The sequence below is a fragment of the Streptomyces sp. NPDC001668 genome (assembly GCF_042893155.1).
Lineage (GTDB): Bacteria > Actinomycetota > Actinomycetes > Streptomycetales > Streptomycetaceae > Streptomyces.
This window is the reverse complement of the sequence record NZ_JBIAUQ010000002.1, coordinates 43,461-62,431: the sequence shown is the minus strand read 5'-3', so window position 1 is coordinate 62,431 and position 18,971 is coordinate 43,461. Positions and strand designations below refer to the sequence as shown.

Annotated in this window: 15 protein-coding genes; 7 read left to right on the top strand and 8 right to left on the bottom strand. The window is 68.8% G+C overall.

The window, feature by feature from the left end; genetic code table 11:
* On the bottom strand, positions 1 to 681 hold the full coding sequence (locus tag ACFYZ8_RS05790; RefSeq protein ID WP_388531975.1) for a hypothetical protein: 681 nt from the start codon (positions 679 to 681) through the stop codon (positions 1 to 3).
* A 694-nt stretch (positions 682 to 1,375) separates the two neighbouring features.
* Here ACFYZ8_RS05790 and ACFYZ8_RS05785 point away from each other — a divergent pair.
* The 3 genes from ACFYZ8_RS05785 (at position 1,376) to ACFYZ8_RS05775 (ending at position 3,303) form a co-directional block, all read left to right on the top strand.
* Positions 1,376 to 1,840 carry a hypothetical protein gene (locus ACFYZ8_RS05785; protein WP_388531976.1) on the top strand — a complete coding sequence of 155 codons (465 nt, stop codon included), beginning with the start codon at positions 1,376 to 1,378 and terminating at the stop codon, positions 1,838 to 1,840.
* Positions 1,841 to 1,864: 24 nt separating this feature from the next.
* Positions 1,865 to 2,715, top strand: a protein-coding gene (locus ACFYZ8_RS05780; protein WP_388532133.1) for an IS5 family transposase whose coding sequence is annotated in 2 segments (ribosomal slippage) — positions 1,865 to 2,227 and positions 2,230 to 2,715 — 849 coding nt in all. Because the reading frame shifts where the segments join, the coding sequence is not laid out codon by codon here.
* A 129-nt stretch (positions 2,716 to 2,844) separates the two neighbouring features.
* The gene (locus tag ACFYZ8_RS05775) at positions 2,845 to 3,303 is read left to right on the top strand and encodes an SMI1/KNR4 family protein (RefSeq protein WP_388531978.1); all 459 of its coding nucleotides are present in this window, start codon (positions 2,845 to 2,847) and stop codon (positions 3,301 to 3,303) included.
* Positions 3,304 to 3,337: 34 nt separating this feature from the next.
* On the opposite strand, the gene ACFYZ8_RS05770 is transcribed toward ACFYZ8_RS05775, so the two are convergent.
* The 3 genes from ACFYZ8_RS05770 to ACFYZ8_RS05760 form a co-directional block, all read right to left on the bottom strand.
* Complete coding sequence (locus ACFYZ8_RS05770; RefSeq protein WP_388531980.1) at positions 3,338 to 7,948, bottom strand: AAA family ATPase; 4,611 nt, start codon at positions 7,946 to 7,948, stop codon at positions 3,338 to 3,340.
* Positions 7,945 to 8,829 carry a hypothetical protein gene (locus ACFYZ8_RS05765; RefSeq protein ID WP_388531982.1) on the bottom strand — a complete coding sequence of 295 codons (885 nt, stop codon included), beginning with the start codon at positions 8,827 to 8,829 and terminating at the stop codon, positions 7,945 to 7,947. Before ACFYZ8_RS05765 ends, ACFYZ8_RS05770 begins: the two co-directional genes overlap by 4 nt.
* Positions 8,830 to 9,405: 576 nt before the next feature.
* Positions 9,406 to 9,600, bottom strand: coding sequence for a hypothetical protein (locus tag ACFYZ8_RS05760; protein ID WP_389049748.1), 195 nt, complete (start codon positions 9,598 to 9,600; stop codon positions 9,406 to 9,408).
* Positions 9,601 to 10,127: 527 nt separating this feature from the next.
* Here ACFYZ8_RS05760 and ACFYZ8_RS05755 point away from each other — a divergent pair.
* The 3 genes from ACFYZ8_RS05755 to ACFYZ8_RS05745 all read left to right on the top strand — a co-directional run bounded on the left by ACFYZ8_RS05755 (position 10,128) and on the right by ACFYZ8_RS05745 (position 12,266).
* Positions 10,128 to 10,439: a hypothetical protein gene (locus tag ACFYZ8_RS05755; RefSeq protein WP_388531984.1), complete on the top strand. Its 312-nt coding sequence runs from the start codon at positions 10,128 to 10,130 to the stop codon at positions 10,437 to 10,439.
* A gap of 6 nt (positions 10,440 to 10,445) precedes the next feature.
* Entirely contained in the window at positions 10,446 to 11,381 is a 936-nt protein-coding gene (locus ACFYZ8_RS05750; protein WP_388531985.1) for a helix-turn-helix domain-containing protein, read from the top strand.
* Between the two features lie 90 nt (positions 11,382 to 11,471).
* Entirely contained in the window at positions 11,472 to 12,266 is a 795-nt protein-coding gene (locus tag ACFYZ8_RS05745) for a DUF5677 domain-containing protein (protein WP_215171597.1), read from the top strand.
* A gap of 571 nt (positions 12,267 to 12,837) precedes the next feature.
* Here the strand turns inward: ACFYZ8_RS05745 and ACFYZ8_RS05740 are convergent.
* Positions 12,838 to 13,806 (bottom strand): TniB family NTP-binding protein, encoded by a 969-nt coding sequence (locus ACFYZ8_RS05740; protein WP_388532135.1) that lies wholly within the window; start codon positions 13,804 to 13,806, stop codon positions 12,838 to 12,840.
* Positions 13,807 to 13,892: 86 nt separating this feature from the next.
* Entirely contained in the window at positions 13,893 to 14,789 is an 897-nt protein-coding gene (locus tag ACFYZ8_RS05735) for a Mu transposase C-terminal domain-containing protein (RefSeq protein ID WP_388531987.1), read from the bottom strand.
* Positions 14,790 to 15,636: 847 nt separating this feature from the next.
* Here ACFYZ8_RS05735 and ACFYZ8_RS05730 point away from each other — a divergent pair.
* A complete protein-coding gene (locus ACFYZ8_RS05730; RefSeq protein WP_388531989.1) occupies positions 15,637 to 16,128 on the top strand; it encodes a hypothetical protein in 492 nt (163 codons plus the stop codon).
* Positions 16,129 to 16,431: 303 nt separating this feature from the next.
* Here the strand turns inward: ACFYZ8_RS05730 and ACFYZ8_RS05725 are convergent, their stop codons facing one another.
* On the bottom strand, positions 16,432 to 17,361 hold the full coding sequence (locus tag ACFYZ8_RS05725; protein WP_388531991.1) for a hypothetical protein: 930 nt from the start codon (positions 17,359 to 17,361) through the stop codon (positions 16,432 to 16,434).
* Complete coding sequence (locus ACFYZ8_RS05720; RefSeq protein ID WP_388531993.1) at positions 17,358 to 18,950, bottom strand: hypothetical protein; 1,593 nt, start codon at positions 18,948 to 18,950, stop codon at positions 17,358 to 17,360. The genes ACFYZ8_RS05725 and ACFYZ8_RS05720 overlap by 4 nt, the downstream gene beginning before the upstream one ends.
* Positions 18,951 to 18,971 lie beyond the last annotated feature (21 nt).

Here is an 18,971-nt window from a genome sequence, read left to right as displayed (position 1 = left end):
TCACACGTTGTGCTCCGGCCGAACCGGAGCCCCTGAGGGCTGCTGCTCATTCCCACGCCGTAGGCCCTTTCTGTCGATTGTCTGCAGGTGCTCATGCAGGCTTCGTGCCGTGTGTGCTGGACCAGCGGTGCGCCCCTGCTCGGGCGAAACAGCCAGGCAGGCTGCGTGGAGACTTCTGCCCTGGTCGCAGGTGCGGCTCCTAGCCGCAGCGGACGGGGATCTCGTCCCACAGCCGGCGGAGGCTGTCAGTTCGGGAATCCAGCGGACTCGGTAGCGGGCCTGAAGCTGTTCGGCCGTCATTCCCCGTCGCTGTGCCCGTTCCCGTTCGGCGTCGACACGCTGCGCATCGTCTACCTCTGTCTGCAACGGTGCGGTGTCGACGGCGAGTTCGGGTGCCTCCCAGCCGGTGTCGGTGCTCCGCGACGGCCTGAAGGGGGCCGGGCCGGTGCCGGAGACGCCGACCGGATCGGGAGGCCCGCTCGTGGCCATGAAGGTGCCGGCCCGGCCATCGGGGAGACTCGGCAGGCCGGGTGCGGCATCCCAGAGATCGGCGTCGGTGTCGGTGCTCCCCACCCAGGTGGAATGGCGGTCGTAGGTGTAGTCCGGCAACGTCTCGGGATCGAGTCTGAGTACCAGGGCAGCGACGACCGGCACCTGACGCCCGTCGGCGAGGGTGACCACGCCTGTGCCCGCGAGATGACGAAGGCGCATATGCCGCCACGGGTAGCCGGCAACCGAGGCAAGGTGACCAGCACAACCGTTCCGGTCCACAACAACGTACGCACTACAGGCCGACGCGGTGCAGCTTCCGTGTGCTGACTCAGCGCCGCCCGTACGGGTCGCACCAGGCCTGGTGGCCCGATCGATCCTGATCGGGATGTTCCCCACCACTCCACAGCTGCGGGTGATGGTGCCCTGACTCGCCGTGGACCTTCGCCTTGGCAGCCACTGACCCGGCTGAGGACAGAGAAAAAACAGGCGCTTGACCAGGCCATCATCCGTCGCTGATGTGCCGAGCCGGCCATGAGCAACGCAGTGATGCCGAGCTACGGTCTACAGCATTGGCTGGGGCCACGCCTGTCACGTGGGCGACGACGACCATGCCGCGGCACGGCCAGTTCAATCGGGCTGGTGACTATCGAAAGGTGCGAAGGCCAGCGTGCCAGAGGTTGGTTCAGGGGCCGGGGGAGGCGGTCAACGGGGCCGGGACGCGTCCCAAGGAGACGGAAGATCCGCAGACGCCTGACCGCGCAATGGTCCTGCGTCAGCCTCTGCCGAGACTTCGGCCTCCCAGGCATCTTGGAGAGTGACAGGATTGAGCAGTTCACACGGTTCCGGAGGGGGAACCGCCCAGTCAGTTGGGGGCATCGTGACCATGGGACGTGAAGTGTCGGAAGAGCTGTGCCGGCACTGTGGTGAGCCGATCACCTTCGTCAACGACCGTTGGGCCCATGGCCGTCACGGATTCGGGGGGTGGGGGACCGTCGGTTGCAGCGCCTACAGCTTCACCGCACACGGCAGTTGGGACTCGCGCCTGACCAAGTCCGAGAAGGCGCATCTGCGTACGCGCGGACAGCGTATGGGGCATGAGGAGTTCCCCGCCTGGCCCGGTCTCCAGAAGCAGCGGCGCGAGGCTGAGCGCAAGGAGCAGGAGGCGGCCGCACTGGCGGCGACCCGCTTCACACCGGCCTTGGCCAGGGCCGTGAAGGCTGCTGAGGAGATCATCGCGGATCCGAGCAGCAGCACGTTCCGGACCCTGGAGCGTCGACGTCAGGCCGTGTGCCTGGCCATGGAGGAGCAGGCCCGCCGCACGGCCGCCGCTCGCCTTAATAGCGGCTAACACAATGAGGTGGATCAGTCCTGGTTGCCGTGTCCGGGACGGGAGTTGAGCGTTCGGTCCGGTGTGGGGACATCGCCATGGATCGTGTCGGATGAGCTTTGGGACCGTCTGGAGCCGCTGCTGCCGCGGCGTGAGCGCAGGTTCCGGTATCCCGGTCGCAAGCCGTTGCCGGACCGGGCGGTGCTGTGCGGGATCTTGTATGTGCTGCACACCGGGATCCAGTGGGAGTACCTGCCCAAGGACCTCGGGTTCGGGTCGGGCATGACGTGCTGGCGCAGGCTGCGGGACTGGAACAAAGGTGGCGTCTGGCAGCGGTTGCACGAGATCCTGCTGGCCGAACTGAACGCGGCCGCACGTCTGGACTGGTCCCGCTGTGTAGTCGACTCCTCGCACGTCAGGGCGCTAAAAGGGGGCAGCACACGGGCCCGTCGCCGGTCGACCGGGGACGAGCGGGCTCCAAGCATCACTTGATCACCGACGGACACGGCACCCCGCTCGCGGTCCTGCTGACCGGCGGCAACCGTAACGACGTCACCCAGCTCCTGCCCCTACTCGACGCGATCCCGCCGGTCCGCGGTCGGGTTGGTCATCCTCGCCGGAAGCCGGACTCGCTCTTCGCTGACCGCGGGTATGACCACGACATCTACCGCGACCAGGTTCGCGCCCGAGGCATCGTGCCAGCGATCGCCCGGCGCGGGACCCTGCACGGCACGGGACTGGGCACCTACCGCCGGGGCGTCGAGAGGAGTTTCGCCTGGCTGCACGGCTTCCGACGCCTGCGCATCCGCTGGGAACGGCGAGCCGACATCCACGAAGCCTTCCTCAAACTCGCCTGCTGCCTCATCACCCATCGGCAACTCAGGGCATTGCGCTGACGCTGGAACCGCTAGGCACTCCATGGATGTCCGTGGCGCATGCCATGATCCGGCCTCATGAGTGACCGATCGCTTTCATCTGCCTGGTTGGCCTCGTGGACAGACAGAGTTTCCGGGACTCTCACGGCCGTGACAGGCGAGTTCGAGCATCGGCACGGCTATCCCCCTGGGACCAACCAGGTCCGGCTGGCCGACCACGACGATCAAGCCGCAGCTCGCATGCTTGCCCAAGTCACCCCTGCACCAGCTGACCTGGTCACCTTCTACGAGAACATCGGCGATGTCACCTGGTCGGACGTCGGCAACGGCTACTTCCTCGATCCGGCCGGCGACGTCCTGCTGCGGCTCCAGGAGTACGGCGTGGTCGACGTCGGCACGGACCAAAAGGCCGATGGCCTGGTCATCGGCTCGAACGGCGGCGGCCTGACCTACGTCGCGGGGCCCGATGGAGCCGTTTACCGGACGCGGACGGCGTCACTGGACGAACCGGAGTTCGACAAGGTGGCCGATGACCTCCGGCACTTTCTGGAGCTGCTGGAGTGCTCCCTGACAAGGTTCAACGCCAACGGCGACCCGGGATACCTGTAAGCGCAGGCCCCAACGCCCATTCTGTTAGCCGCTGTTAGCGGCGGACGGTGAGAACTGCCAGGCCCGCTGGTCCGCCGAAGGCGATCGCCGGGTCGGTGGTGTCTGGCATGCTGCCGTCGGGCAGGGTGCAGAGGGAAGTGAGGGGCGTGCCGGTGACCACCCGCGTGAGCTCTTCCCCGGTCCACGGGTTCCAGAGGCGCACGGTGGTGTCGCTCAAACCCGCAGTGGCGAGGAGCGGTTGTGGCGAGGTGGGGGTGGGCGACAGAAGGCCGATGGCGGAGACCGGGCCGTGGTGCCCCTCGAGTACGGGATACGCCTCCGTCCGAGGAGCGTCCGGGGACCAGAGCCGGACGCAGCCGTCGCTGCCGCCGGTGACCAGCAGTGAACTGCCGTCCTCCGCGGGGCAGACTGCGAGCGAAGGGACGGGGCCCGTGCGGCCGGGCAGGCGCAGGTGCGACGGCGCACCGACGTGGCTGAACCTCACGGTACGACCGCTAGAGAAGGCCACGAGCGGGCCCGTCTCGCTCGGCAGAGCCGCGAGGGCGCGCACAGCCGCGTCCTCGCGGACGGGCTCCCAGCGCTGCTCGCCGCTGGCGAGATCATGGAAGCAGATGCTTCCCGCGCTCGTGCCGCTAACCAGGACGACGTCGTCAGCACCGGAGAGGGAGAGCGTGGCGAGAGAGCGCACGCTCGCCGCCTGCCAGCTCTGGTCCACCGGAGGGGACTGCCAGCCGCGCTGCTCGTCCCAGCGGCCGATCACGCCATTCTGTAGGCCGATGACGACGGACGCCGACCCGTCCGACCAGACGTGGGTGGCCAGGGCGGTCAACGTGTCGCAGTGCCATTCGGCGGGCCACGTCAACTGCTGGGGACGCCGCTGCGTACGCTGCAGCTGCCCCCTCGCCGCCGATCGGATGCTGACAGCACCTGAGCGGGCGGGCGTCAGCAGGCTGGGGCCGCCGTCCGATCCGGGGAGCACGGCTAGGAGGGAACCGTCTCCCGACGCCTCCAGATCGAGTTCCGGCTCCGACGTGCGCCCGGCGGGGTTCCAGATCCGGACCGTCCGGTCCAACGATGCGGACACCACGAGAGGCATCCGCTGTCCCGTATCGACCGCGACCACGGCCTTGACCCTTCCCGTGTGGTCGGGCGGGGATGTGTACACCTCTTCCCCCGTGGCCGGATCCCAGAGGCTCACGGGCCCCCCTTCAGCTCCGCCGAGTGCCAGCAGTGCTCCGAAATCCGGATGGGGGTAGGGCCCGAGGGAGGCCGCCGACCGCGGGATGCGCGCTGCCTTGTTCTCCTTGCCGGTGAGCGCGTCGTAGGTGCGCACGCTGCGCGTCGTGCTCGAAGCCGCGGCGAGCCGGGGACGGCCCTGCTGGTCGAAGTACAGGGCGAGCGCGACCACTCCCCTGCCCTGCCCGTGTACCACGGTGACAACGTCGAGCGATTCGGCGTCGAAGACCTCGAACGTGCTGTTCCTGCCGCCCGCGGCGAGCAGCGTCCTGCCCGAGGGGAGCTGCAACGTCGCCAACGCCTTGACTGAGGGGCCCATCACACCGTCGAGGGGCCTGAGAGGCAGGACCGGTGTCTCCTCGTCGAAGGGATCACAGATGATCAGTCCCGTGTCGGTTCCGACGGCCAGCCGGACCCGTCCGGTCCTAGTCCTGAAGGCGGCGAGGGCGAACACGGCTCCTGTCACCGGGAGCCGGGCCGCATCGCCGCTCTGCGGGTCGTAGATCCAGACGCCGCGGGCGGTGCCCACCGCGAGCAAAGGGCTCTCCGCGGGGGCGGTCAGCACGGCCAGGGCGCGTACGTACGGGGCCGGCCGGAAGGGCAGGCCGAACTCCGTTCCCGTGCGCGGGTCCCACACGCGCACCTCACCACCATGGTCGCCCGCCGCGACGAGCGGGCTGCCGTCCGGAAGGGTGAAGGACACCAGCGAGGCGAGAGGGGTCGACATACGTGCCAAGAGGTTGTCGGGCACCCGCAGTTGGCTCCACCGCGGTGTGATGCCGGAGCGGTAGAGGGGTAGGGGCCGTGTCGCGACCATGTTCCCGGCGGCACCACGCCCGACAGCCGTGCCCAGGAGGGACAGGCGGAGGCTGTCGGCCCGGGCCGCCGCTCCTGCATCGCCCAGAAACGCTTCGATACGGGCCCACGCGGCGAGGCACGCGGCACCGGTGTGGAAGTCGGCGGGGAGTCCGAGGGCTGCCCGGACCGTGCCGCTCGTCTCCCATGGCAGGAAACGCCAGGGGACGTGCAGGTCGTCGACCAGCCCGGCGGCGGCGACGTGCGCGATGAGGTGGCGTCGTAGGTACGGGTGTGGGGGCTGGTCCGGTGCCGGAGGGAGCAGCTCTCCGAAAGCCCATACGAGTTGCGCGTGCGTGGCGGTGATCGAGATCTCGGGGAAACGCTCCGCCGGGTCCGTGTCCGGGAGACCGAGTAGGAACTGCGGTGAGTACCGGAGGGTTTCGCTGATTCGTTCGTGGATCGGCCGGTACACGGTCCGCTCGTCCTCGACCGCGGTGGTCAGGTAGCCGTTGAGACGACTGGCCATCACTTGGCGGATGACCGCGTCCGGGTCGGCCACGGGGGTCAGGCACAGCGCCCGCACCGCGGCGGGCCAGATGTCGGCCCAGGGCAGTCCCGCCCCCTGCCCGAAGGCGGACGTCCGCAACACGGTCATCAGGTGTTCGGCCGGGGTGTCGTGCCAGCGGGCCACCTCACCGAGGTCCTCGCGAAGGAGCGCCTCGGTCCCCTTGCGCAGGGTCCGGCGCCACGGAGGGTCGTCGGGGCTCGGCAGAATACGCATCGAGCGAAGTCGCTCGGCGGCGATCCGGGCGTCCAGGAAGGACGGGGACACCTCTTCGGCGACTGCTGCGGCCAGCGAGCGGTGCTGGTACCGGAGCTGGGGCTGGGCGGGGTCCAACCCCAGGAGCTCCGGCCGCCCTTCCTCGGCGCCGCCTTGGCCTTCGTACGGGGCCTGGAGCAGCGCGCGGACGTACGCGGCGATGTCGCCCATGGTCGCCTCGACGTCGTCCGTGCGAATCAGGTTCCCGGAGTGAGTGGCCCGGATGAGAAGCCCGAGCAGGTCGGTGGAAGGGGCTGTGGGGGTTGAGGTGGAGGGGCGCCGCGCTTCGCTCTCGGCGACCGTCGTGTACTTCCTGGGGCTGCGGACGCCCAGAAGCAGCCGGACAGCGGGACGTCCGTCCGTTTCCATGCGCAGTTGGGTGAGGGGGCGGAGCAGGTCGGTGATGACGCGCGTCGGGTTTCTGGCCTCGTCGATGCCGTCGACCACGAGGGTCAGGGGCCGTCCCCGCAGCAGGGCGAGCTCCTCTACGAGCTTGCACAGGGCCACCACTGGACCCTCCTCCAGGGGCTTCGCCGGCCCGCTGGATGCCGTCCGGGGGCGTGCCGTACGCGCCGTGCCGAAGACGCTCGGGGAGCCGCCGAGCGCCTCGTACAGGGTCTGGGCGAGTTCGTCCGGATCGGAGTTGCGAGCGAGGAGGGCCGCGTCCACCGACCCCACCGGGACGTCGAGTTCCTCGGGGATGTCGGCGATGAGCGGACCGTAGTGCGGGTCCGCGCGGAAACGGGCGTCGCTGAGGGTCACCATGCGGGCCAGGAGGGCGGACTTCCCCGAGCCGGCCTCGCCAGTGACGATGAGTACGTTCTCGGTGCCGACCAGGAACGCGAGCACCCGCTTGACCAGCTCGGTGCGCCCGGTGAAGTACCAGCCGGGGGCGCCGGCTCCCGGCTGACCGGCGGCGCGTGAGATCCAGTACGTGTCGAGCTCGGTCCGGGTCCACCCGACCTGGCTGAGGGAGGCACCGAGTACGGGTTCGACGGCCGTGTAGCTGGGGTTCGGAAGGCAGGGGCTCGGCTGTTGGTGCGCCCTCTGGACTGCGGCGGACGGGGTCGGCCAGATCTCGTGGACGTCGGCCATGGTGTTCGCATCGAACACCGCGCCGACGATGCCCTTCCAGTCCTGCCAGCTGAGGTGGGACCCGGCGTAGCCGTTGGCCTGGTCGGAGCAGTATTCGTGGGCGGCCCGGAGCAGGTTGGTGAACTGACCGAGCCGGGGTCTGCTCTCGTCGTTCCCGGCCGCGAGTACGACGAGCGAGCCGAGCGAGCGGCGCCCCTCTCGGAGAGCCTTCAGGTTGGCCTTGAGCTCGGTTTCGAGCCTGCCGGAGAAGCAGGAGTCGACCATCACTAGGGCGTGCGTGGCCCGGGAGTCGAGCACGGTCGCGATCAGTTCGGCGGTTGGGAAGGCAGTGCTGAGCGGCCGGTCCTCGTAGGAGTCGGGCAAGCGCAGGAAGTGCTGTGGGGAGTTGGCGGGGGCCAGACCGTGGCCGGTGATGTAGACGACGAGGGCTTCGTCGTCGTCTACCTCGGCGAGTTCCTCGTCCAGGAGGAACTCGCGCAGGTCCCTCAGGTTATGGAGCTGTTTGGGCCGGGCGGGGGAGAAGCGGCGCCCGTCGTCGAGGCCGGGATCGGCCCACCAGCCCTCTACGACGGTCACCTGCGCCGAGACGCCCGTGTTGAACTCCTGTTGCTGTGCCGGCGTCCCGTCGTCGTACTCGGTGACGGCTATGACGAGGAGGCGACGGGCGTACGTGCCGGTGACCGGGTCGCGCGTCATGGTCGGCCGCCCGCCACTGCGCGGGCCACCGGCTCGCTGCGGAGGTAGCGCACGGCACTGTGGGGGTCGCCCGCGCCGTTGCGGACCGCGGCATCGACCAGCCCCGGCGCCACCCGGCGCAGCCCGGCGCCGCCGGTGACAACGTCGTCTGGGTCGTAGACGTTGATCCACCGGACGTGCTCGGGCAGACGCAGGTGGTCGCCGTCCTCGATCTTCATGAGCCGCCGCACCGAGGGGATACCCAGTGGGGAACCACAGGTGATGAGGGTGTGGACGGCGGGCCCGGGGACATCTCCGGGCGTCCGGCCCCCGGCGTCGCCCTCGTGGCGGAACAGGTCGTAGGCGATGACGCTGCCGAGCGAATGGCCGATGACCACGGAGGTGGTCGGGGTGACGTGGTCCCGGACGAGTGCGCGGACCTTGACGGCCAGGTTCGGCTCCGTCAGATAGGAGCGGACTTCCCGCATCCGCTGGACGAAGAACCGCCCGCCGCCGCCGGGGAAGCGGTGGTCATAGGCCATCAGCAGTCGGGTGATCCGGGGCGGCCAGAGCTTCGGCGGGCCCAGTACGGCCAGCGGCTGTTCCTCGGCGTAGGCCAGGTCCTGCGGCCCGACGACGTCACCGAGAGCCTCCGCTACGAACTGTTCCTCCGCCGGTGTCATCGACGCGCCGTAGAGGTCGTCCTGCGGCCCCAACCGATCCGTGCCCTTGGCGAGCAGGGAAGTCCAGTGTGGCATGCGGAGCGTGGCCGGGCGGTCGGGCTGGTCCGTGAACTCCTTGATGCCGCGCCCGAGCGCCTTCCCCCAGTCCCGGGTCAACTGCTCCCCTGAGGTCCTGGACTGCCCGATCCCGTGCACCCCGACGATCTCCACTGCCCGCATCGTTCCCCACTCCGCCCGGCCCGTTGCGTGCCGGCATCCGTCGACCATCGGCACACGGTCCGGGTTTCCGGGTCGTCGGCCGGATCATGATTGTGCTGTATCTGGACAGGACTTGTCGCCCTTTTCGGCTTGGCCCAGGACCCCGACGCCGGCCCCGCCTATCTGCTGGCCTCGCTGCCCTCTGACAAATCCGTTGCTGATCACTAGAGGCCGTGACGTGGTTCGGTGGATGGGTTTGTGCTGGTCATGGGGCTGGCAGGATCGTGCCGCAGCGACCGCTTCGGCGCCGTGGTGACGGCGGGACTGCATCGGCTCATGAGACTGCCGCGCAAAAGCGAGCGGGATCGCGGCCTTCGCTCATAGCCCCCGCCCGCATGACCCGGGCCGGGGAGAAGCTCGGGCCCGCCAACTTCATCGCCCCCGAGATGCGCAGCGCTGACAGCCGTGATCGCGGCGAGCGGGCCGATGTCTACTCCCTCGCCAAGACCCTCTTTGTCCTTGCCCATCCGAGGCGAGGCCCCTACCCGCCGGATGGGACGCATCGTGTCGACGCCGGGGAGTTCAGCCTGTGGGCCCTCACCGCAGGCGAGCTTGTGGTGCGCGCTGTCCGCGGACGGGCTGTCCGTCTGTCCAGCGGTCGGGGCTGCTGGCGAGCGCACAGGCGTAGCACGTCACGGCGTCCTTCAGGTTCTTGAACAAGGCCGGGGTGACGACACGCATGCCCGGCACTGCGATGGCCCTGGCGTCGCTGAACTGGCTGGGGTGCAGCATGACCGGCAGGGCTTCCACTTCCGCGTTGTGGTCGCCCGGCTCCGGCAGGCGTCAGGCCTGTCTGCCCGCACCGCACCAGCACAAGGGCGCCCGCGGACGCGGTCTCGTCCCGCCCGCACCTCCTCGTTTCCTTGCTGTGGCCGCGCCGGTCGGCTTGCCGAGCGCGAGGAGACGCGTTTCGGCCCAGGCCGGGGCCCCGGGGCGGCGCAGGGTTGGGATGACAGCTGCGGAATGTGCGGGCCCGGGGGACCGGGCGGCGTACGCAACAAGCACAGCTGCCCGCGCGATCGGTCTCCTGCGTGCGCCGGGCACGAGGCCGTGGGTCCCTCGAAGCGGCGTCCGGACTACTGGGATGCACCTTGCGGAACCCGTTTCAACAGCCCGTTTTCGGTATGGGACTTGGCCCGATGACTGCAACGATGACGACACGTGCCGGTCGGTCGGCTTGGCCCCGCGATCCGGCGCCGCTTCCCCCAACCTCGTCGGGCCCCGCTGCCGGAGCCCCTGTCATCCAGGAGCCAGTTGTGATGTCCCCCGAGGACAATCCCGTGCCCCCTTCCCTGCGTGCGGTTGCCGCCGCCGACGTGCCCCCGGCCAGCCCGGCCTCCTCGCCCGGAGGCGAGGGGAGTAAGCGGCTCAACGGCGCCGAGGCCGCCATGATGACCGTCGTCTTCGCCACGGCAGTGGTCCTGTATCTCACCGGGTCGACCTTCGGCGAGGTCATGCGGATGGTCGCCGCTGTGGGTGGACTGGCAGCAGTGATCCTGGCGTCGGCGACGGGCCGGATCCCCGTACGGGCCTGGATCCGGAAGCTCGGCAGACTCGCCGGGGAGGAGTGAACGGCCGTGGGACGCAAGGAGAACCCAGTCGTCCGGAAGGTGCCCGCCGTCGGCCGGCTCGCCGACTTCCAGCGCACATGGCGCGCGACGGCGGGTCTGACGTACGAGGATCTCGCGCACGCCACCGGCTGGTCCGCCGCCACCCTGCGCAATGCCGCTTCCGGTCGCCGCCCGCCGCGCCGGGACGTCGTGCGGGACGCCGTCACCCACTGCGGCGGACCCGAGCAGGAGGCCATCGACCTGTGGAGGCAGGCTCGTTACCACCAGCGGCTGGCCGACCGCCCCCGCCCCCAGGCTCCCGCCGCGCATTTGGTGCGCACCGTCGTCGACCTGGCCGCGCTCGTCGAGGAGCTGTACGAGAAGAACGGCGCCCCGTCGATGAGCGAGATGGAGCATCGTACGGACGGCCGGCTCGGGCACTCCACGGCGCACCGCCTCGTCACCAAGAGGACGATCCCGGCCGACCGGGACCAGTTCAGTGCCTTCCTCGACGCCGTCGAAGTCCACGAACCCCTGCGCTCCCAGTGCGTACAGGCATGGGACCGGGTGATCACCCTGAACGGCCCCGTACGGATCCAGCGCAAGGTGCCGCACCTGTGGCGACTGCGCCAGGAGTTGGACGCGCTGCGCACGGTTGACGATCTGGTGGCCGCGCTGGGCGCCCTGCGCTTGGCTGCCGGGTCTCCGACCGACCAGCAGATCTCAGAGCACTCCGCCCGTATCGGGTTGTGGGCTCCTGGCACCGCTGTCGAGCGCATTATGGCCGGGCTGCAGCCGGGCGACCTCTTCTTCGGTCCCGTGCTCGGCGCGCTCGGCGTGCCGTCGGACGAGCAGATCCTGTGGCGGCAGGCACGGCAGAGGGTGCTGAGCGAAGACAGGGCACGGCGTGAGCCGCCCCCGCCCCGCCGCACCGTTACCGGCCCCGAGGAGATGCTCGGATAAGTCGCTCCCCGACGAGGGCGCGTCTGTGCATTCTTCGAAGCCGCATCAAACCGATCGTGCCGCCCGCCACGCAACCCTAGAGTCCTCGGTGTGACGACCCTTGCGAACGACCAGGAGTCCGCCGACCGCGCCCGGTCGACGGCCGCCAGCCTCCTCAAGGGCGCCGACGCGGCCATCGCCAACGGCGTGCGGGTGCCTGCCGACAAGGTGCGGGTGTTCGGCCCGGTCTACAGCTGGTGGCGTCTGGTCTGCCGTACCTCCGAGGCCGTCCTGCTGCTCACCGAGCGCGGCTTCACCCTCGAAGCGGCACCGATGGTCCGCAACATCCTCAACCACGCGTACGCCATCAACTGGCTCGTCGACAACGGAGATGCCGCCGTCGATGCCCTCGTCGCCCGCGGCGACGAGGAGCGCGAGAAGCTGTGTAGGAAACTGGAGGAAACCGGCTGGCCCAACGCGGACGAGTTCCGTGCCGTGATCGACCAGGCCGCCGCCCAGCAGCAGGCCCCGCCTGTCCGCACCCTGGCCGAACAGACCCTCCACGACAAGCTCAAGCACGAGCTGACGAACTTCTACGACATGCTGGACCGCTACGACGTCGCCGACGTCTACCCCGTTTACTCGCACCTCTCCTCGCTCTCGCACACAACCATCTCCACCGCGAGCGCATACGTCGAGCAGATGATCGACGGCTCCCTGCAGATCCGACAGGAAGCCGCCGACCTTGGCCACGCCGACATCATCCAGCTGGCCCTGGCGCTCCTGCAGACCGCCACCGTGATGAGCCCTCTGATCGACGGCGATCCCCTGCGCGCCAGCATTGACGAGGCCACTACCGAGTTGGGCCTGGAGAACACCCAACTCCTGCCAGCCCGCGTCAGATAACGGGCCGGACCACACACGCCCCCGTCCTCCATCTGAACGGGACCCCTCTGGGGTTGCGGCCGCAGCCCAATGACCGTCGCCGCTATCGCCCGGTCATCCTTCAAGATCGCTGACACTGAGAGGCCGCGGGCGCTGAGTTCACGTAGGCGGCTAATCCAGGCCTGCATGAACGCGTCGGAGCCGGGCAGCCGCAGCAGCCCCTGTCCGGTGCCGTCCGGTTCGGCGAGAGGCGCCTCCAGCCAGGCGGCGAGCGCGGCCATTTCAGGGGACAGACACATCACGACTGTGTGGGGGACACCAGACGGGTTGATCATCTGGGGCACGAGCTGGGAGGCAACCTAACGCTCGGAGGGGGGTTTGTTGGTGTGTCGCGGGCTTGCTGGCCTGGTGTGTTGTGGGTTCGTTGAGAGAGGCCGGGTGCGCGGTTCCAGCGGGTAGTTCGAGGTGTGAGCTGGGGTTGTGTTGTGTGTGCTGAGTGGGGCCGGGCTCGTTGTGGGTTTCGCTAGCGTGTAAAGGATCGGTTGGTGTTTTTGCTGGTCAGGGCTGTTTTGCCTGTTCGGTGGGGTGGGGGTTAGCGGGCACGGGTGGGGCGGTTGTGTTGTTCGGCGAGGTGGTCGAGTTGTACCGCGTTGAGGGCAGCTTTGGTGATGCCTTCGGTGCCGTCGTGGATGGCGGTGATGGCTGCTTGGCGGATAAGCCTTGTGAGGGATCCGATGCGGCCGGCGGTGCGCTGGTGGAGGTAGGGGGCGTGCCGAGGGAGGGTGCCGGGTTTGTGGTGGTGGAGGTCGAGGGCGTTCTCGATGTCGGTGATGACGTCGCGGAACGGCTGGCGGGTGCCGTGGCGGGCGGGGAGGGGACCGCAGGTGATGAGGGTGGCGCGGCCGGCGAGCTGGGCGCCGCGGGTGCCGCTGAACAGGGGTGTGTCGGTGACGTTGATGCCGGCGTACACGAAGGTCGCGGGCAGGCGTTCGGTGAGGTCTTTGAGCAGGTCGGCGGCCTGGGCGCCGGTGGTGGTGCGGGGGTTGAGGCGGTGGATCTCGTCGATGAGGACGAGTTGGACGCCCGCTTGGGTGTAGGTGTGGCAGACGGCGTCGGTGATCTGGGTCTGGGTCATGCGGGTGGTGACGGGGATGCCGAGGTAGCGGGCGAACTCGGTGATGAGGGTTTTCGCGGTGGCGCCGGGCGGGACCAGGACGTACGCCACGGGTGCCTCGCCGTGGGCTGATCCGGGCGGTGCGGGGTTTTTGCGGGTGTGGGCGAGGTGGCAGGTGCGGCCGACGTTGAGGAGGGCGGTGGTTTTCCCGGCTGCGGCGGGTCCGGTGACGATGAGGGAGGGCCGTGCGGTGGTCTGCTGGTGGCGGCCGAGGATCATCAGGGTGCGGACCTGGGTGGCGAGCTGGCTGATGGCGGGGGTGCGGATGGTGACGAACGCGGAGTGGTAGGCGAGGCGTTCCTCAAGGCTGCGGGGCGCCTCGCCGGGCTGGGGCGGGGCGGGCGGCTCGGTGGTGGCGAAGCGCTGCCAGCCCTGCCAGGTGGTCAGGGGCCAGGACGGCTCGGCCGTGTGGCCGCTGCCCGCGTCGGCGGGTGCGCTGCGCGGTTGGTGCGCTGCGGGATGGGGGCGGGTGTTCACCACTTGTCGGCTTCCTCGTATGCGTCGTAGAGCCCGAATCCGGCGGCCGCGGTGGGGCGGGTGTCGTCCTCGGGGAGGTCGTCGAGGTCGTCGATGCTGTCGTCCTCGCCGTGTTGCGCCGGCTCGCCGGTGGTGGGGTCGGTGCCGTATTGCGGGTGCCGTGCGGCGGGAACCGGCAGCGTGGTGGCGCGGGCCAGGAGGGCTTGTTCGGTGGTGGTGGCGTGGCCGCTGTGGACGCGGCGCATGAGCTGGTCGAGGGCGTCGGCGAGGTGGGCTTCGTGCTGCTGGCTGTCGTCGTGGTTGTTGCGGTGGGCGTGGGTGCGGATGTGCTGCCAGGTGTGGTCGTTGAACGGCTGGTGGACGTGGTCGCGGTGGATCCAGGGGATTTCGGTGAGGTCGCCGTCGGTGAGGCGGATCCAGATCTGGCGGACGTCGTGGGGGTTGTAGTGGATCTCCCATTTCCCGCTCCGGCCGGCGACGGGGGAGGGCTGGCCGCGGTAGGGGGCGAGGAGATCCGCGTCGTAGGTGCGGTGGTGGATGGTGATGCCGGCGGGGGTGATGGCCTGCCAGCGTACGGGCAGCAGTTCGAGGTAGTCGCGGCCGGTGAGCGGGACGGGAACGTGTCCGGCGACGGCGACGAGCGCGGCCCACATCTGGTTCGGTGTGAGGGCTTTGCGGGGCATCATCGGGTGGCGCAGGCCTTCGTGGGGGCGGTGGTGGTAGTGCACCAGCCACTCATCGAGTAGGTCCTGCAGTTGGGCGACGCTGTAGCAGGCGTCTTTCTCGGTGTCGGGGCCGCGGCGGGTGACGTCGGAGCCGGTGTAGCCGGGCAGGTGCTTTTCCCGCGCCGGCCTCGATGCGGTGCACCAGTCGCCGTAGCTGAGGGGGTGCACGCCCTTGGCGATCGTGGCTGGCTCTGACGTCGGTCAGCGGCTCCGGCATGTTGGCTTCCGCTGGCCCCAGTTGACGGGTCGTCACACGGACGCATTGAGGGGTGGTGACGGGGCGAGGTGGCCCCACCCCGGCTCTTGCGGTGAGACGGTTTCCATGGTCTCCGGCAGGGGCGGTGGCGTGGATGTCTTTATCCAAACAGGAGTTGTTTGACCGGATCCGGCGGTACAGCTGGCAGCGGCAGATGTCGATCCGGGCCCTGTCGCGGAAGTACGGAGTCCACCGCCGACTCGTGCGCGAGGCACTGGCCTCGCCGGTGCCCACCCCGAGGCGTCGGCCGGTACGGACGTCGCCACGGATGGAGCCGTACAAGAAGACGGTCGATGCCTGGCTGCGGGCGGATCTTGATACACGCTCCGCCACGGCGTTGCGTGCAGGGCTGACCAGCTTGGCGGCCTCAGCCGGATCGCGGCAGCAGGAGCTCCCCGCCCGCCACGGCCGTACAGGGGGCTGCTCACGCTCGCGCGTCCGTGACGGCGGCAGTACGGCGAACGGCCCTCCACGGGGGGCAGATGGTATTCCGGCCCCCGCCGGGCACGGCACCCGGCTCGTCGACCTGGTGAACACCATGGATCCCAAGCTCGTCGCCGCGGCCTTCGGCATGGACCCGCAAGCCACCCTGATCTATCTCGCCGACCATGTCGACCCCGGGCGCCGCCCGATCACTGATCGTCAGCCAACGTCAGAGAATCCGCTGGTCAGCAGTCTCACCGTGTCCCAGACTCGGACGGGTGCGAGGGCCCTCGGTAATCAGCACAGGGAACCCGCGGCCGAAAGAAGGGATCGAGGATGGCCCACCTGCGACTCGCCTGGGTCCTGTCCGGACGTGGTTGGGCCGACTGCATCGTCAGCGACCACCAGGCGGAAGCCGAAGTCACGGCCTCCTATATCACCACTGCCCCCGAAGATCTCTTGACGGCAGTAACCCGGCTGATCGTCGGCGAGACAGAATGCCGAGCGCAGTTCGAGGCCGAGCCCACCGCCTTCCGATGGATCTTCTACCGTGAAGGCACCAACGTGTGGATCCGCCTACTCGAGCTGGCCAACGGTAGCGCCCACGACAACAGGGGGACCGAGATCTGGTCCACCCAGCAGAACATCGACGTCGTTGCCCGAGCAGTGATCCGCTGCTTCGACGAGGTCGTGAGGGAGTACGGCGAGAGCACATACCGCGGCAAGTGGGGTGAGCACTTCCCCCGAGCCGAACTCGAAGCCCTCAGGACCGCGTGGCGCGAACATCGAGGCGCCTGGGCAGCCTCCTCGACACCAACGAACCCGTGATTTTCGGCAGCACCTGGCACGGGTTCGCCGGAACATGTGCGCTTTTCCAAAGGGCAGGTTCGAAGTCACCATGACGGCGTCCTGCTCGTAGCGGGAGGCGATGAGCTGGGAGAGGAGGTTCGCCGATCTCCGCCCAATCCTCCGCCTTCAGCCCCCTCTTGTATTGAGAAGCCTTCGTGACACCGAGTGCGGCGCTCTGCTCCGTCGCAGGATCGTCGACCTGATGGGTCGGCCACGGCTCCAGGACTGAACTGCCGTGGTCGGCTCCGGGAAGGTGACGCCGGTCATACCCCGACCAGAGGATCAGAAGGACGGACAGTTGTACTGCGTAGCCAGGGGTACCGTGACGCAGTATGTACTGCCCGCCGCCGATTGTGGGACGGCGAAGACGGCGGTGCGCGAGCGGGGCATTACGACGCTGCCGAGCTGTCGGACGAGGGTCGCCTGGTCGCTGGCCCCGGCAGCCAAGCGGTAGAGCCCGATGGGAATCGTATCTCCCTGCTTGAAACCGTCGACTACCAGTCGGCGCTTGTCCTCACCGCGCAGCCGTGCCCGTTCTGGGTTCGTCGGTACGGCAACCGACTGCGTGTAAGAGGCGGTGGTGCTCCCCTGGGAGGCGGTGATGGTGAAGTGGCCTGCTGCCGCCAGGCTTTCACGGGCGGTGGACTGGGGGACGAAGTCCCAGGTTTCACTTTGCATCATGCCGTTGCCGATGTCGTACACCCGCAACCGCGCACCGTTGAAGAGCGACTCTGGAGGCTCGTACTGGTCGAAGGTGAGCTCGCCGGTGGTGGGCTGCGCGGTGGTGGTGTAGCCGTGGCGACCGTCAGAGATGGTGACGGTGACCGCTCGCTGGGCCGTGAATCCGTGCAGGCACAGCGCATTTTCGCGATTGAACACGAGGTTGCTGGGGCCCTGGATTGTGCTCATCCATACGGCAGGCGAGGTGGCGAACCCCGCAGGCAGAGAGGACAGATCCCGCTGACAGTCTGGGGCGGCGCCGTCGCCTGCCGCGAGGTTTCTGAACTTCCCTTGTAGTTTTGGGCCCTTGCGCGGCTTGGATGTACGTGCGCCTGCGGCTTGTCGGCTCTCCGCTGCGGCTCCTGTTGTCGTGTTCGTTCGACGTGTGGCGTCCTGGGTGGCCGAGCCGCATCCAACGGCGGCGATAAACAGCAGCACCAGCCACCCGGCTAGTTGTCGACGCTTCATCAGAATTTCCTTTCCTGTGCTCACCGTGCGCTCCCAGACCCGCACTGCGCGCGGGCCTGGTTCCTTTGCTGATCGAGGTACTTGCGGTCCGTCTCGTAGTCCTGCCGGCTCGCGGCACCGGTGCGGAAGGCATTACGCAGTTGGTCGAGAGAATCCCGCGCGGCCTGGTCTCCGGTGACCAGATCGCACCGAGCGAAGGCCCAGGCGGCCAGCCATCCAAGCCACTGGGCGCGCCTGACGAAATGGCTCTCCAACGCGAGTGCCTGGCGGATGCCGGAGATCGCGGCCTCTAGGTGCCCTCGGTCCGCCTCGCGCTGGGCGGCGATGGAAGCGGCTAGCGCCTTCAGCTCGCGAATGCCTACGCCGGGCCCTGCGGCCCGGACGCGCCGCACAACGGCATCGATGGTTCCGTCGTCCTTGGTGAGGCCCGCATTGATCCGGCAGTACTCCACCTGGGCCAGGTTGACCGCGGCTTTGAGGCGGCCCAGCGTGGTGAAGTTCGCATCGGACATCAGCCGTCGGAGGGTGGAGGTGACGCCGACAATGTCCGTGTCACGCAGGGCTCCGGGAGCGCAGTCTGTCGCAGTCACAGCGCGCAGATAAATGTTGTCGGCCAGGCTGAGCTGTGCCCGGAGCCGGATGGGAGAGTCCGCCGGGATAGCACGGTAGTCGGCGCCGGCGGCCTCCAGCGCGGAACGCGAAGCCGCCTGCCCGTTGACAGTGGTCTGTTCCAGGGCGTGGCCCCGGAACAGGTGGACAAGGTCGGTGGTGACGAATCCGGAGCCGGAGTTAAGGTCCGATGTCCCTTTGCCGGGCAGCAGCCGGGCGAAGCCGGCTACGGCTTCGGTGGTGCGGCCTGAGCGCCAGGCGTCCAGGGCGGAGGTGAACTGGGCAAGACCGCTGGCTTGCCGGACCAGCTCGGCCACCAGGGCGTTGCGACTGTGAGCAAAGCTGAGGCTCTGGTCGGCGGGGACCGGTTCGCTTGTGTACCAGCCGGCAAGTTCGGGGGCGTCGGGCACTTGGTCGGCGCGGACATAGACCGCTGGGCGGACGTTGATCTGCCCGCCGGAACCGGGGGTGACGATGCCGCCCAGGAGGACGGCCGCGTTGGACTGCCCGACAAACTTTCGGGTGCGGCTGTCGAGTCGGCGGTGATCGCCGTGGAGTAGTTCGGTCAACGGAAGCGCGTACTGCGTTGCGTAGTCGCGTACGACTGTGCCCTTGGGAAGGGCCTTGCCCAGGGCCTGGGCAAAGGTCGAGGAGACATCGTCCAAAATCTGCTGGTCTTGCCCGGAGCCATGGTCCTTGAAGCCGACAACGGCCACGTCTTGAGGTCCGGTCAGCCGCGGCAGCGGGGGCGGTGGGGCCTGGAAGCGCAGGAGTACCGCGACCCCGCCGGCAAAGACACACCCGATGACGACTGCGTATGTAGCGCGCTGCCACCGAGGCACCTCGGCCAGTTTCTCCCGCAGAAGCTGGGTGACGGACCCCAGAAAGCCGGTCAGGCCGACCAGGACACCGATGAGGGTCGCTGCCCGGCCGGGTTTTGCGCCTAAGGCATTGGCCAGAGTGAGGGATGCCGCCAGCGCAAAGCTGATACCGGCCGCAACCACCCAGATCTTTGAGCCACTCCG